Origin of the sequence: Mycobacteroides salmoniphilum (assembly GCF_004924335.1) — a bacterium.
Lineage (GTDB): Bacteria > Actinomycetota > Actinomycetes > Mycobacteriales > Mycobacteriaceae > Mycobacterium > Mycobacterium salmoniphilum.
The window spans coordinates 1185947-1199552 of sequence record NZ_CP024633.1; the positions used below are offsets into that span (position 1 = coordinate 1185947).

At 64.6% G+C, this 13606-nt stretch carries 12 protein-coding genes; 10 read left to right on the forward strand and 2 right to left on the reverse strand.

The genetic code is table 11. The annotated features are described in order from the left end of the window. Positions 1 to 118 precede the first annotated feature (118 nt). From pruA to DSM43276_RS05990, 4 genes are read left to right on the forward strand one after another with little or no spacing between them, the layout of a single operon-like run. Positions 119 to 1762, forward strand: coding sequence for an L-glutamate gamma-semialdehyde dehydrogenase (pruA, locus tag DSM43276_RS05975; RefSeq protein WP_078329531.1), 1644 nt, complete (start codon positions 119 to 121; stop codon positions 1760 to 1762). Then, positions 1755 to 2720: a proline dehydrogenase family protein gene (locus DSM43276_RS05980; protein WP_078329532.1), complete on the forward strand. Its 966-nt coding sequence runs from the start codon at positions 1755 to 1757 to the stop codon at positions 2718 to 2720. The genes pruA and DSM43276_RS05980 overlap by 8 nt, the downstream gene beginning before the upstream one ends. Before the next feature lie 15 nt (positions 2721 to 2735). Next, on the forward strand, positions 2736 to 4127 hold the full coding sequence (locus DSM43276_RS05985) for an acyl-CoA synthetase (protein ID WP_078329533.1): 1392 nt from the start codon (positions 2736 to 2738) through the stop codon (positions 4125 to 4127). After that, positions 4124 to 4690, forward strand: coding sequence for a DinB family protein (locus tag DSM43276_RS05990; RefSeq protein ID WP_078329534.1), 567 nt, complete (start codon positions 4124 to 4126; stop codon positions 4688 to 4690). The genes DSM43276_RS05985 and DSM43276_RS05990 overlap by 4 nt, the downstream gene beginning before the upstream one ends. Here DSM43276_RS05990 and dapD read toward each other — a convergent pair. Beyond that, the gene (dapD, locus tag DSM43276_RS05995) at positions 4687 to 5634 is read right to left on the reverse strand and encodes a 2,3,4,5-tetrahydropyridine-2,6-dicarboxylate N-succinyltransferase (RefSeq protein WP_078329555.1); all 948 of its coding nucleotides are present in this window, start codon (positions 5632 to 5634) and stop codon (positions 4687 to 4689) included. The genes DSM43276_RS05990 and dapD overlap by 4 nt on opposite strands. A 23-nt stretch (positions 5635 to 5657) precedes the next feature. Between dapD and dapE the strand changes: the two genes are divergently transcribed. Then, positions 5658 to 6734: a succinyl-diaminopimelate desuccinylase gene (gene dapE / locus DSM43276_RS06000; protein ID WP_078329535.1), complete on the forward strand. Its 1077-nt coding sequence runs from the start codon at positions 5658 to 5660 to the stop codon at positions 6732 to 6734. Here dapE and DSM43276_RS06005 read toward each other — a convergent pair. Beyond that, positions 6724 to 7464: an AraC family transcriptional regulator gene (locus DSM43276_RS06005; protein ID WP_078329536.1), complete on the reverse strand. Its 741-nt coding sequence runs from the start codon at positions 7462 to 7464 to the stop codon at positions 6724 to 6726. The two genes, dapE and DSM43276_RS06005, sit on opposite strands and share 11 nt — an antisense overlap. A 102-nt stretch (positions 7465 to 7566) precedes the next feature. Between DSM43276_RS06005 and DSM43276_RS06010 the strand changes: the two genes are divergently transcribed. The 5 genes from DSM43276_RS06010 (at position 7567) to fadD6 (DSM43276_RS06030) (ending at position 13605) form a co-directional block, all read left to right on the forward strand. Then, a complete protein-coding gene (locus tag DSM43276_RS06010; RefSeq protein WP_078329537.1) occupies positions 7567 to 8514 on the forward strand; it encodes a TIGR03564 family F420-dependent LLM class oxidoreductase in 948 nt (315 codons plus the stop codon). A gap of 27 nt (positions 8515 to 8541) precedes the next feature. Further along, positions 8542 to 9294, forward strand: coding sequence for an LOG family protein (locus tag DSM43276_RS06015; RefSeq protein WP_078329538.1), 753 nt, complete (start codon positions 8542 to 8544; stop codon positions 9292 to 9294). After that, complete coding sequence (locus DSM43276_RS06020) at positions 9291 to 9833, forward strand: LOG family protein (protein ID WP_078329539.1); 543 nt, start codon at positions 9291 to 9293, stop codon at positions 9831 to 9833. The genes DSM43276_RS06015 and DSM43276_RS06020 overlap by 4 nt, the downstream gene beginning before the upstream one ends. Before the next feature lie 102 nt (positions 9834 to 9935). Next, the gene (gene fadD6, locus DSM43276_RS06025) at positions 9936 to 11738 is read left to right on the forward strand and encodes a long-chain-acyl-CoA synthetase FadD6 (RefSeq protein WP_078329540.1); all 1803 of its coding nucleotides are present in this window, start codon (positions 9936 to 9938) and stop codon (positions 11736 to 11738) included. A 76-nt stretch (positions 11739 to 11814) separates the two neighbouring features. Then, a complete protein-coding gene (gene fadD6 / locus DSM43276_RS06030; protein WP_078329541.1) occupies positions 11815 to 13605 on the forward strand; it encodes a long-chain-acyl-CoA synthetase FadD6 in 1791 nt (596 codons plus the stop codon). The last annotated feature ends 1 nt before the right edge of the window (position 13606 follow it).

Sequence of the window (13606 nt, forward strand, 5' to 3'; positions counted from 1 at the left end):
GTCGAAGACTCGGCCTACCACACGTAACGTCCCGCCGGAATTCGGCGTTACCTGAGGTTTCGTTGCGCAATCTCCAGATTCCTCGACACCCACGAGGGATCAGGGCGATGCTGGATGCATGGACGCCATCACCACCGTGCCGGCTCCCATCAACGAGCCGGTGCTCACGTACGCCCCGAACACTCCCGAACGCGACCGGTTGACCACGGCACTGACCAACCTCGCCGCGACGCCCATCGACCTGCCGCACGTTATCGGCGGCGCTCGCCGAATGAGTGACGGTGAACGCATCGATGTGGTGCAGCCGCATAACCACCGCGCCGTGCTGGGGACCGTCACCAACGCGGGTCATGCCGAGGCCAGCGATGCGGTGGAGGCAGCTATCACTGCCAAAAATGATTGGGCAGCACTGTCTTTCGATGACAGGGCGGCGGTCTTCTTGCGTGCCGCCGATCTGTTGTCGGGGTCGTGGCGAGCCACCCTCAACGCCGCGACCATGCTCGGGCAGTCGAAGACCGCCTACCAGGCCGAGATCGATGCGGCCTGCGAGCTGGCCGACTTCTGGCGGTTCAACGTGCAGTTCGCGCGACATATCCTGGCCGAGCAGCCCAGCAGCGGCGGCGGCGCGTGGAATCGGATGGAGTACCGCCCACTGGAGGGCTTTGTCTACGCCATCACGCCCTTCAACTTCACCGCGATTGCGGGAAACCTACCCACGGCCCCAGCGCTTTTGGGAAACACCGTGGTGTGGAAGCCATCCATCACTCAGGCCTTCGCCGCACATTTCACCCTGGAGCTACTTGAGGCTGCTGGACTACCGGCCGGGGTCATCAACCTGCTCAACGGAGACGGGATTGCGGTATCCGATGTGGCGCTTGCCGATCCACGTCTGGCGGGCATCCATTTCACCGGTTCCACCCGGACATTTCAGCATCTGTGGCGTGAAGTGGGCACCAACATCGACAGGTACAACACGTACCCTCGGCTTGTCGGTGAGACCGGCGGCAAGGATTTCGTCGTCGCGCACAGCTCGGCACGTCCGGACGTGTTGCGTACCGCGCTTATTCGTGGTGCCTTCGACTACCAGGGGCAGAAGTGTTCCGCGGCCTCCCGCGCTTTCGTGGCCCGATCGGTGTGGGAGCAGATGGGCGATGAGTTCCTTGATGCGGCGTCCGGGCTGACGTACGGGGACGTCACAGACCTCTCCAACTTCGGTGGTGCCGTCATCGACGAGAAGTCGTTCAAGCGCAACGCGGCCGCCATCGATCGTGCCAAGAGCGCCGGGGTGACGATCGCGGCGGGAGGCGAATACGACGACAGCGAAGGATATTTCGTCCGGCCCACCGTGCTGCTCTCGGACGATCCAACCGACGAGGCATTCTCCACCGAGTACTTCGGCCCGATCTTGGCGGTACATGTCTATCCCGACAGCGACTATGAGCGCATCCTCGACGTGGTGGACACCGGCTCCCGTTACGCGCTTACCGGTGCCGTCATCGCCGATGACCGTCAGGCCGTTCAGGCGGCCAGTGACCGGCTTCGATTCGCGGCCGGAAACTTCTACATCAACGACAAGCCCACCGGTGCCGTCGTCGGCCAACAGCCCTTCGGAGGTGGCCGGGCGTCGGGCACCAACGACAAAGCCGGGTCGCCGCTGAATCTGCAGCGCTGGCTGTTGCCGCGATCCATCAAGGAAACATTCGACGCGCCAACAGATTATCGATACCCGCACATGGATGCCGGGGAGCGTGAGGATGGCTGAATGGTTCGGCAAAACGGCCAGGCCCGCCATCTTGGCGGCCAGTAGGTCGGTACGGCTGCGACACGCCGCCGAACGGATGCCGTTGACGCGGCAGGTGGTGCGTCGTTTCGTGCCGGGTGAATCTCAGGACGATGTGCTCATGGCCAGTACCGCGCTGCTCGATTCCGGGCGGTCCATCTCGATTGATTACCTCGGTGAGGACACCACCGATATCGGACAAGCGACCCGTACCGTGTCGGCCTATCTGTCACTGCTGGACGCGTTGGCACGGCGCAGCGACACCGTGCACACCGGCGTGCGCCCGCTGGAAATCTCGCTGAAACTCTCCGCGTTGGGGCAGGCTCTACCGCGCGATGGGGAACAGATAGCCCTGGAGAACGCACAGCTCTTGTGTGCCAAGGCCGATCAGGCCGGGGTGTGGGTTACCGTCGATGCCGAGGACCACACCACGACGGATTCGACCCTGAGCATCGTGCGCGAGCTGCGCGCCGACTTCCCGTGGCTGGGTACCGTGCTCCAGGCTTACCTGAAACGCACGTACACAGACTGCGCCGACCTGTCAGGTAAAGGCTCGCGCATTCGGTTGTGTAAGGGGGCCTACGACGAGCCCGAGTCGGTCGCGTACCGAGACCCCGAGGACGTCGATGTCGCCTACTTGCGCTGTCTACGCGTGTTGATGGAGGGGGACGGGTACCCCATGGTGGCCTCACACGATCCCGCCATCGTCGATGCCGCGAGTCTGATGGCTCGCGAGACGGGCAGAGGTCCGGGCGATTACGAGTACCAGATGCTCTATGGGATTCGCGATGCCGAACAGCGCCGTCTCGCCGGCGAGGGACACCACGTGCGCGTGTACGTGCCCTTTGGCGAGGAGTGGTACGGGTACTTCGTGCGGCGCATTGCCGAGCGGCCCGCCAACATGACCTTCTTCCTGCGCGCACTGGTTTCCGGAGGCTAGCTTTAGGCTGGCTTCATGCTGCTGACGTCCCTTCACCCCAAGTCACCCGATCTCGCGGACGCGGTTCGTATCGGCGAAGACGGCTGGGGTCGCGGCGACCTGATGGGCGCCGCGACGGCAGCAGCCGAACGCGTTGGCGGCGCTTCGGGTCCCCTCGCGGTGCTCGCTCGCCCGAGTATCGACACGGTCCTGGCGGTGATCGCCGGGCTTATCGCAGGGGTCCCGATAGTGCCGGTACCGGCAGACGTCGGGATGGCGGAACGCCGACACATCCTCACCGACAGCGGGGCGATCGCGTGGCTGGGTGAATCACCGGACGAGTCGGATGGGCTACCGCACGTGCCGGTGCGGCGACACGCACGATCATGGCATCAGTACTCCGAACCGCGACCGGAGTCGACGGCGTTCATCGTGTACACCTCGGGGACCACCGGCGCGCCCAAAGGGGTGCAACTGAGCCGGCGTGCGTTGGCCGCTAGCCTCGACGGTCTGGCGGATGCGTGGGCGTGGACTTCCGATGATGTTCTGGTGCATGGACTTCCCTTGTTTCACGTACACGGGCTGGTGCTCGGCCTGCTCGGATCACTGCGGGTGGGAAATCGGTTTGTGCACACCGTCAAACCGACACCCGAGGCCTACGCTGCTACACCAGGCACAATGTATTTCGGTGTGCCGACGGTGTGGTCACGGGTGGTTGCCGACGAATCCTGTGCGCGTGCACTGTCTTCGGCGCGACTATTGGTGTCGGGGAGCGCGCCACTGCCGGTGCCGGTCTTCGATGGGCTGCGCCGGCTCACCGGCCATGCCCCCATCGAGCGCTACGGCGCCACCGAAACCGTCATCACGCTGTCCACACGCGCCGACGGAGAACGCCGCGCCGGGTGGGTCGGTCACCCGTTGACCGGTGTGCGGACTCGTCTGCTGAACGAGGACGGCTCCGCGGCCCCACACGACGGGGAAACCGTTGGCCAGCTACAGGTTCAGGGACCGACGCTGTTCAGCGGATATCTGAATCTGCCGGAGAAGACGGCCGAGGTGCTCACCGAGGACGGGTGGTATCGCACCGGTGATGTCGCCGTCGTCGACCCGGCCGGAATGCACCGCATCGTCGGACGCGAATCGGTCGACCTGATCAAGTCGGGTGGCTACCGCATAGGTGCAGGAGAAATCGAAACCGTGCTGCTGGGGCATCCCGGGATTGTGGACGTCGCGGTGGTGGGGGTTCCCGACGACGACCTGGGGCAACGCATCGTCGCCTACGTTGTCGGTGACGTGGTGGAGGATGACGTCATCGCGTATGTGGCGCAGCAGCTGTCCGTTCACAAACGCCCGCGTGAGGTGCGGCTCGTGGACGGATTGCCCCGCAATGCGATGGGCAAGGTCCTCAAGAGGGAGCTGATCATATGAACTGGACCGAGGAACTCGTAGACCAGATCGAATTGCACTGGACAACCCAGCTGCGCCCGCGGCTGGACGGCCTGAATGACGACGAGTATTTCTGGGAGCCGGTGCGCGGCTGCTGGAGCCTGCGTCCTCGCAGCGCCTCGAAAGCGCCTCTGCTAGGAGGTTCCGGCGATTTTGTCATCGAATTCGCCGCCCCTCCACCGGATCCGGCGCCGGTGACCACTATTGCCTGGCGGCTCGGCCACATCCTCGTGGGTGTGCTGGGCGCACGCGTCGCCAGCCATTTCCCTGAGAATTGGGCCGGCCCGCCCATCGACTACATGACCTACGACTACCCGGTCACGGCTGCCGATGCCCTGAAGCGACTCGACGGTTTTTACGCGGCGTGGCTCGAGGGCATCATGAGCAAGGATGAGGCAGGACTCCTGGCCCCATGCGGCCCGGCCGAGGGGCCATGGGGTCACCGGTCCTTCGCGACGCTCGTCTTACACATCAATCGCGAGCTGCTGCACCACGGTGCGGAGATCGCGCTACTGCGCGATCTGTATGCCTGGCGCCAGAACTAGTTGGCGTGCAAGGCGGCGTTGAGCTCGAACGCGCCGCCGTCGCGCGACACCACCTCAACCGCACCGGTCTGTGAATTGCGCCGGAACAGCAGATTGTTGGCGCCCGATAGCTCCAGTGCCTTGATGGTCTTGCCATCGGGCGTGGTGACCTTGGTGCCCGCCGTGACATACAGCCCGGCCTCGACGATGCAGTCATCGCCCAGGCTGATGCCCACACCCGAGTTGGCACCCAGCAGTGAGCGCTGGCCCACCGAGATCACCTGGCTGCCGCCGCCGGACAGCGTGCCCATGATCGACGCGCCGCCACCGATATCGGAGCCATCGCCCACGACGACACCGGCCGAGATGCGGCCCTCCACCATGGAAGCGCCCAGGGTGCCGGCGTTGAAGTTCACAAAGCCCTCATGCATGACGGTGGTACCGGGGGCCAGGTGTGCGCCCAGACGCACCCGGTCGGCGTCGGCGATACGCACGCCGGTGGGTACCACATAGTCGACCATGCGGGGGAACTTGTCGATGCCGAACACCGTCACGGTGCCATGGGCGCGCAGCTTGGCGCGTACCGTCTCGAACCCCTCCACGGCGCACGGGCCGTAATTGGTCCACACCACGTTGGTGAGCACGCCGAAGAGTCCGTCCGTGCTGGCACCGTGGGGCTGGACCAGCCGGTGCGACAACAGGTGCAGGCGCAGGTAAGCGTCGTAGGCGTCGGCGGGCTTATCGGCGAGCGAGGCAATGGTGGTGCGCACCAACACCTTCTCCACACCACGCTCGGGGTCGGACCCGGCCAGTGCCGACAGCTCGGCAGGCGCGTCCGCTGCGGAGATCCGCTCGGTACCCGGGGTGCCGGGTGCATCGGTCAACTCGGGCGCCGGGAACCAGGTATCCAGTACCGATCCGTCCGCCGCGATGGTCGCCAGGCCAAGTGCTACTGCTCCGCTCACGCCGTACACGCTAGCCTGAATCGATGGCGCTTGAACTCGCTGGTGACCCTGTGGCCCTGACTGCTGCCCTGGTGGACATACCCAGCGAGTCCCGGCGCGAGGCGGCTATCGCGGATGCTGTCGAGGTTGCGCTGCGGGAACAGACCACGGGATTCGAGATCATCCGCAATGGCAACGCCGTGCTGGCCCGCACCCATTACGGCCACAAGACCCGGGTGATGTTGGCCGGACATCTGGACACCGTGCCCGCCGCCGACAACGTACCCAGCCACTGGGAACAGGGAGAAGGCGGCGACATTCTGTTTGGCTGCGGCACCGTGGACATGAAGTCCGGTGATGCAGTCTTCCTGCATCTGGCCGCCACCGTGACACCCCGCGTCGATCTGACACTGGTGTTCTACGACTGCGAGGAGATCGAGTCCTCGGCCAACGGGCTGGGCCGCATCGAGCGTGAACTGCCCGAATGGCTTGACGCCGACCTCGCCATCCTCGGTGAGCCCACCGCCGGTCTGATCGAAGCAGGGTGTCAGGGCACCTTGCGTGTCGTGATCCGCGCCGACGGCACCCGCGCGCATTCTGCGCGATCCTGGCTGGGGGACAACGCTATCCACAAGCTCGGTGCAGTTCTGGACAGACTGGCCGCATATCGGGCACGCATCGTCGACATCGACGGGTGCAAGTACCGGGAAGGGCTGTCCGCTGTGCGGATCGATGGGGGGGTGGCCGGGAACGTCATCCCCGATGCCGCAGCGGTCACCGTCAATTTTCGATTCGCCCCCGACCGCAGCCCCGGGCAGGCGCTCGCGCATGTGCGCGAGGTGTTCGACGGGCTGGAGGTCGAGATCGAACTCACCGACTCTGCCGCCGGGGCACTGCCGGGCCTGGACCGTCCCGCAGCCGCCGAATTGGTCGGCGCGGCAGGGGGAGTGGTACGGGCCAAATACGGTTGGACCGATGTCTCCCGGTTCGCGGCGCGCGGGATCGCCGCGGTCAACTACGGGCCGGGTGACCCGAACCTGGCGCACACCCGCGGCGAACACGTTCCGGTACAGCAGATCACCGATGTCGCCGAGGTGCTCCGGCGCTACCTCAGCGCGTGACGGGTGCGGCGTAGGTTCCCGGCGTCTGACCGAGGGTGCGCCGGTACACGTCGATGAATGCGCTCGGTGTGGCCCAACCACATTGATGCGCCACATAGGTGACGGGCCGATCCTCCGCGAGCAGCCGTAACGCGTGATGGAGTCGGATCTGGGTGCGCCACTGCGGATACGTCATGCCCATGTCGGTGCGGAACAGTCTGGTCAGCGTGCGCTCACTGGCGCCCACCCGCCGCCCCAGCTCCGTCACCGTCCATACCTGTGTCAGGTCGTCCTCCACCAGCGCACACGCATCGGCCAACCGCTGATCACGCGGGGTGGGCAACTTCAGCGCCTGCTCCGGGCTGCGCCGCAGTTGGTCGATGAGAACGACATGCAACCGCGTGACCTCATCGTCGGGTAAGTCACCGGGAACAGAGCAGGTCATGATCAGCTCACGCAGCAGCGGGGACACCGCAATGACGGTCGGGGTGGTCAGCGCCACCACGTACTTTTCGGGATCGAAAGCCACGGAGTGAAACTCGGTGGGGCCGTAGAAGCGATGTTCGTGACCGGCACCGGCCGGTATCCAGAGTGCGCGGTTCGGGGGTGCGATCCAGGTGCCGTCGTCCGTCGTCACCGCGATGACGCCGGAGGCGGGATACACAATTTGATGCACTTCGTGCCAGTGGCGGGTGATGCGCTGCCCGCCATTTACCGACATCACTCCGGTGAGATGGCGGCTAATCAACACAAGGCAACATTTTATCGGAAAGCTCGCATGATGAGGTCCTGGCATTCGCGCTGGCGCGAGCCGACGGGAATAGCGGCCTGAACGCGCGGGGTTGGCCGAGAGGTGAAACTTGGCGTGGCGATCGGTCGACCTCTCAGCGTGCAGAGCGATACCAACCTGGTCGACGCCTTCATCGCCCACGGGCGTCGCGTCACCGACGCCGGGGTCGGCACGTTATGGCTCGGGCAGATGTATCACTACGACGCGATCACCATGGCCGCGTTGTTAGGACAAGCGATACCCCCGGACAAACTCCGCACCGTGGGGGTGTCGGTCATCCCCATCAATCCGCGCCATCCCATCGAGGTATCGGCGGCCGCACAGACCGCGCAGGCCGCAACCCACGGGAGATTCCAGCTGGGGCTGGGACTTGGTGCGCCGGTGATCGAGGGTCCGAGCTATGGCCTACAGGTGGACAAACCGATACGCCGCCTGCGTGAGTACCTCACTACGCTCCGTCAACTACTGGACACCGGAACCGCCGAGTTCCATGGTGAGACTCTCACGGTCGCACCGAAATTCACGACCTTGCAACCCGGTGGCGAAAACATCCCCGTCTTGGTGGCGGCCATGGCGCCGCAGGCACTGCGCGCCACCGGCGAGCTCGCGGACGGCACGATTCCGCTGCACGCAGGACCACGGGCGCTCAGTCAGGACATCGTGCCCGTCATCGACGGGGCCGCGGAACGGGCCGGACGTGCGCGTCCGCGCGTCATCGCCGGCGTCGCCGTCGTGGTCACGTCCGATCCGGAACGGGTCCGTACGCTCGCGATCGAAGACATGGCGTTCTACGAGAGCATCCCGTCGTATCGGAAAGTGCTTGACGCCGAAGGGGTTCAGCACACGGGAGAGCTGGCGATCATCGGCGACGAGCGGCATGTGGCCAAGGAACTGCAGCGATACTTCGACGCGGGAGCCACCGAAGTATTCGCCAGTCACACCGAATTGGGCGGACCGGAGGACGAGGCTCGCACGCTGGCGCTTCTGGGGGAACTGTCCCGCGGGAAGTGAGTTGCCCGCGGCCCCTAGGCTGGCAGCGTGCCAGATCAACCACTAACCCAACTGCACGGATCGGTTCGGCTGCGCCGTGACCGGTGTGAGAAGAGCACCGCCGATCAACGTCTGCTGGAAAGCCACGAAACAGGCGGCTGGACGCACACCGACCAGTGGCGGGTACTGCGCATCCAGAGCGAGTTCGTAGAGGGATTCGACGCGCTGGCGGAAACACCTAAAGCGGTCACGGTTTTCGGCTCTGCCAGGACGAAGCCGGATTCACCTGAATACCGGCTCGGCCGCGAGTTGGGCGTTGCCCTGGTAAAGGCTGGATACGCCGTCATCACCGGGGGCGGACCGGGTGCCATGGAGGCCGCAAACCGCGGCGCCAGCGAGTCGGGCGGCTACTCGGTGGGCCTGGGCATCGAGCTGCCGTTCGAACAGAGTCTCAACGAATGGGTGGACCTGGGCATCAACTTCCGCTACTTCTTCGTCCGCAAGACCATGTTCGTCAAGTACGCGCAGGCGTTCGTGTGTCTGCCGGGCGGGTTCGGCACTCTCGACGAACTCTTCGAGGCGCTCACCCTGGTGCAGACCCGCAAGGTCACGCGCTTCCCGATCATCCTGCTGGGCACCGAGTATTGGTCGGGGCTGCTCGACTGGATCCGCGGAACGCTGCTGCCCGCCGGAAAGATCGGCGAGCAGGACTTGGCGCTGCTTTCGGTGACCGACAGCATCGAGGAGGCGATCGAGATCATCGCGAAGTCGGCGGCGAATGGGAATGGGGCACGTTCATGAGTTGGTCGGTGTGTGTGTACTGCGCTTCCGGGCCGCGGCATCCCGAACTGCTGGACCTGGCCGGTCGTCTGGGTACTGCTATCGCCGAACGCGGATGGACCCTGGTGTCCGGGGGAGGCAACGTCTCGGCCATGGGGGCGGTAGCTCAGGCCGCGCGGGCCGCAGGCGGACGCACCATCGGCGTCATTCCCAAGACGTTGGTGCATCGAGAGGTCGCCGATACCGACGCCGATGAACTCATCGTCACCACCACCATGCGCGAACGCAAACAGATCATGGAGGACCGGTCCGACGCCTTCATCACCCTGCCCGGCGGGATCGGCACACTCGAGGAGGTCTTCGAGACGTGGACCGCCGGCTACCTGGGACTACACCAGAAGCCGGTGGTACTGCTGGACCCTGACGGGCACTACACCGGGCTGCTGCGCTGGCTCGACGAAGTGCAGGACAAGGGTTACGTCTCAGCCCCTGCCCGAGACCGGCTGTTGGTGCACACGGATATCGCTGCCGCCCTCGACGCATGTAAACCAACGGATTGACGGGGCCTGACCGTTCGTCAACAATGCGGTGAGCCATTGCCTACTGGGCGGTAAGAACGAGGATCAGCCGCTAGCGGGAAGACCGACTACAGGGAGAACCAGATGTCCGCAAGCAGCACCATTCCGTCCACCGCCCGTAATCGGGTCCGGCTGACCGAGGTGCTCGCACAGCTTCCCTCGCTGGCGCTCGACCTGCCGATCATGGCGGGTGGCGTCCTCGGCGGCATCAAGGCGAACCCCAACGGGCGTCTGTCGATCGGTGCGGTGTTCGCCGAGCGTGCTGCCAAGTACGCCGACAAGGTGTTTCTGCGCTTCGAGGGCAACGACATCACCTACGCGCAGGCCAACGCCACCGCCAACCGGTACGCGGCAACCCTGGCCTCGCACGGTGTCGGCCGCGGCGACGTCGTCGGCATCATGGTGCGCAACTCGCCGCAGACCGTGCTGCTCATGTTGGCCACCGTGAAGCTGGGCGCCATCGCGGGCATGCTCAACTACAACCAGCGCGGCCATGTCCTGGCACACAGCATTGGTCTGCTCGACTCCAAGATGCTCGTCACCGATGCGGAGTTCGTGGATGCCATCGGCGAATCCGGCGTCAACGTGGTCGCGCAGGTGACCGCCGACGAGCTTGACCGGATGTCGGTGTTGGCGCCCACCACCAACCCCAGCGCCACCGACGCGGTGCTGGCCAAGGACCGGGCGTTCTACATCTTCACCTCGGGAACCACCGGGCTGCCGAAGGCCAGCGTGATGACGCATTACCGGTGGCTGCGCGGCATGTACGGCATCGGGAGCTTTGCCTTGCGGCTCCGGTCCAGCGACGTGCTGTACAGCTGCCTTCCGCTCTATCACAACAATGCGCTGACCCTCGCGGTGTCGACGACCATCAACGCCGGAGCCACCCTGGCGATCGGCCGGTCGTTCTCGGTGTCCCGGTTCTGGGATGAGGTCATCGCCAGCCGCGCAACAGCTTTCATCTACATCGGTGAACTGTGCCGATACCTGCTCAACCAGCCGGCCAAGCCCACCGATCGGCAGCACAAGGTGCGCGTCATCATCGGCAATGGGCTACGGCCCGAGCTGTGGGGCGAGTTCACCCGACGGTTCGGCATCAAGCGGGTGTGCGAGTTCTACTCGGCCAGCGAGTCGAACACGGCATTCGTCAACGCCCTCAACATCGATCGCACCGTGGGCATCTGCCCGTACCCGCTTGCGTACGTCAAGTACGACATCGAGACGGGCGAACCGCTGCGCAACGACAAGGGATACCTGACCAAGGTCGGTGCCGGCGAGGCGGGCCTGCTGCTGAGCAAGGTCACCAGTATGTCGCCGTTCGACGGGTACACCGACCCGACCGCCTCGGAGAAGAAGCTGGTACACGATGCCTTCAAGAAGGGTGATACCTGGTTCAACACCGGCGATTTGATGCGCAACCTCGGCTGGGGTCATGCCGCCTTCGGGGACCGGCTCGGCGATACCTTCCGCTGGAAGGGTGAGAACGTCGCCACCACCGAGGTGGAGGCCGCGATCGACCACAACAACGCGGTGGAGGAGTCGACCGTTTTCGGTGTGCAGGTGCCGGGTACCGATGGGCGTGCCGGAATGGCCGCCATCAAACTGCATGACGGTGTGGAACTCGACCCAAAGGCACTGAGCGACACTGTGTATCAGAGTCTTCCTGCCTATGCACTGCCGCTGTTCATTCGAATCGTGGACACGCTGGAGCACACCACCACCTTCAAGAGCCGCAAGGTGGAACTGCGTGAGCAGGCCTATGGCGACACCGTGACCGATCCGCTGTATGTGCTGGCCGGTCGTGAGGAGGGATACGTCCCGTTCTATCCCGAGTACCCGTCGGAGTTGGCCGGCGGTCAGCGCCCGAAGGGGAGCGCGAGTATCTGAGCGCTTGACGTACCCGCATCATTCGTCAACGATTCGTTAGGCCCGGACGCGGTGGTCCGGCGAACTCGGAGGACACATGGTGGTGCGCGAAGACATTCCTGCGATTGCCCGCGAACGGGTGAAACTGGCCGACGTGCTGGTCAGATTGCCTGCGCTGCTACCGGACCTGCCGATCATCGCGCGGGGTCTGCTCAGCGCCGCCAAGGCGACGCCGGGTGCTCGCACCTCAATTGGCAGCGTCTTCGCCGAGAGCGCAGCCAAGCACGCCAACCGGGTGTTCCTGCGGTTCGAGGGCAAGGACATCACCTACCGGGAAGCCAACCAAATAGCCAACCGGTATGCGGCCACCCTGGCGGCCCAGGGCGTGCGTCGCGGTGACGTTGTCGGCATCATGCTGCGCAACTCGCCCGAGGTCGTCCTACTGATGTTGGCGACCGTGAAGCTGGGTGCGGTGGCCGGCATGCTCAATTTCAACCAGCGCGATACTGTGCTGGCCCACAGCATCGGCTTGCTCGATGCCAAGGTTCTGCTCGCTGATTCCGAATTCGTTCCCGCGGTGCGGGATTGCGGTGTGCAGGTCGGTGCGCTGTTCACCGTCGAGGAGTTCGACGTGATGGCGCAGGGCGCTTCTGTCGCTAATCCTGCGGCTACCGCCGAGGTGCAGGCGAGCGACAAAGCCCTGTACATCTGTACCTCCGGGACTACCGGGCTGCCCAAGGCGAGTGTGATGACGCACTACCGATACCTACGGGCTGCCGCCGGATTCGGCAGTGTGACACTGCGATTACGCCCCTCCGAGGTCTTCTTCAGCTGTCTGCCGCTGTATCACAACAGCGCGCTCACGGTAGCCGTCGGCTCCACGCTGACTACCGGCGCAACCTTGGCCATCGGCCGCTCGTTCTCGGCCTCACGCTTCTGGGATGAGCTCATCGCCAGCCGTGCAACAGGCTTCATCTACATCGGAGAGCTCTGCCGCTACCTGTTGAACCAGGCCCCTAAACCCGTTGACCGTCAACACAAGGTTCGCGTGATGGTGGGCAACGGTCTGCGGGCGGAGTTGTGGGGTGAGTTCGGCCGACGATTTGGGGTACGACAGATCAGCGAATTGTATTCGGCCAGTGAGGCTAACACCGGATTCATCAATGTGCTCAACATCGATCGTACGGTGGGGATCTGTCCCTCGCCGATCGCCTTCGTCAAGTATGACGTGGAGACCGGCGAGCCCGTCCGAAACCCAAAGGGCTTCTTGACCAAGGTCGGCACCGGCGAGCAGGGTCTGTTGTTGAGCAAGGTGACCTCGCTGGCCCCATTCGATGGTTACACCGATGCGAAGGCAACCGAAAAGAAGTTGGTGCGCAACGCCTTCAAGAAGGGTGATGTCTGGTTCAACACCGGTGATCTGCTCCGGGATCTGGGGTGGCGTCACGCCGCATTCGGTGATCGGCTGGGGGACACTTTCCGGTGGAAGAGCGAAAATGTGGCCACCACCGAAGTCGAGGCGGCGTTGGACCAGGATGATGCGATCGAGGAGTCGACGGTTTTCGGGGTCGAGGTGCCGGGCTGCGACGGTCGTGCCGGGATGGCCGCCGTCAAGCTCCGTGGTGAGACGGCGTTCGATCCGGAACGGTTGGGCCGGTTGGCCTTCAAGAGCCTGCCGGGGTACGCGCTGCCGCTGTTCGTCAGGATCGTCGACAGCCTTGAACACACCGTGACCTTCAAGAGCCGCAAGGTGGAGCTGCGCAACGAGGCCTATGGTGACGCCGTGACTGATCCGCTGTATGTGTTGGCCGGTCGCACCGAGGGTTACGTGCCGTTCTATCCGGAGTACGCCGCCGAGCTCGCTTCCGGGCAACGTCCCAAGGGATAGG

Coding starts and splice junctions, on each gene's coding strand:
- pruA (WP_078329531.1), top strand. CDS start 119: ATGGACGCCATCACCACCGTGCCGGCTCCCATCAACGAGCCGGTGCTC.
- DSM43276_RS05980 (WP_078329532.1), top strand. CDS start 1,755: ATGGCTGAATGGTTCGGCAAAACGGCCAGGCCCGCCATCTTGGCGGCC.
- DSM43276_RS05985 (WP_078329533.1), top strand. CDS start 2,736: ATGCTGCTGACGTCCCTTCACCCCAAGTCACCCGATCTCGCGGACGCG.
- DSM43276_RS05990 (WP_078329534.1), top strand. CDS start 4,124: ATGAACTGGACCGAGGAACTCGTAGACCAGATCGAATTGCACTGGACA.
- dapE (WP_078329535.1), top strand. CDS start 5,658: ATGGCGCTTGAACTCGCTGGTGACCCTGTGGCCCTGACTGCTGCCCTG.
- DSM43276_RS06020 (WP_078329539.1), top strand. CDS start 9,291: ATGAGTTGGTCGGTGTGTGTGTACTGCGCTTCCGGGCCGCGGCATCCC.
- fadD6 (WP_078329540.1), top strand. CDS start 9,936: ATGTCCGCAAGCAGCACCATTCCGTCCACCGCCCGTAATCGGGTCCGG.
- fadD6 (WP_078329541.1), top strand. CDS start 11,815: ATGGTGGTGCGCGAAGACATTCCTGCGATTGCCCGCGAACGGGTGAAA.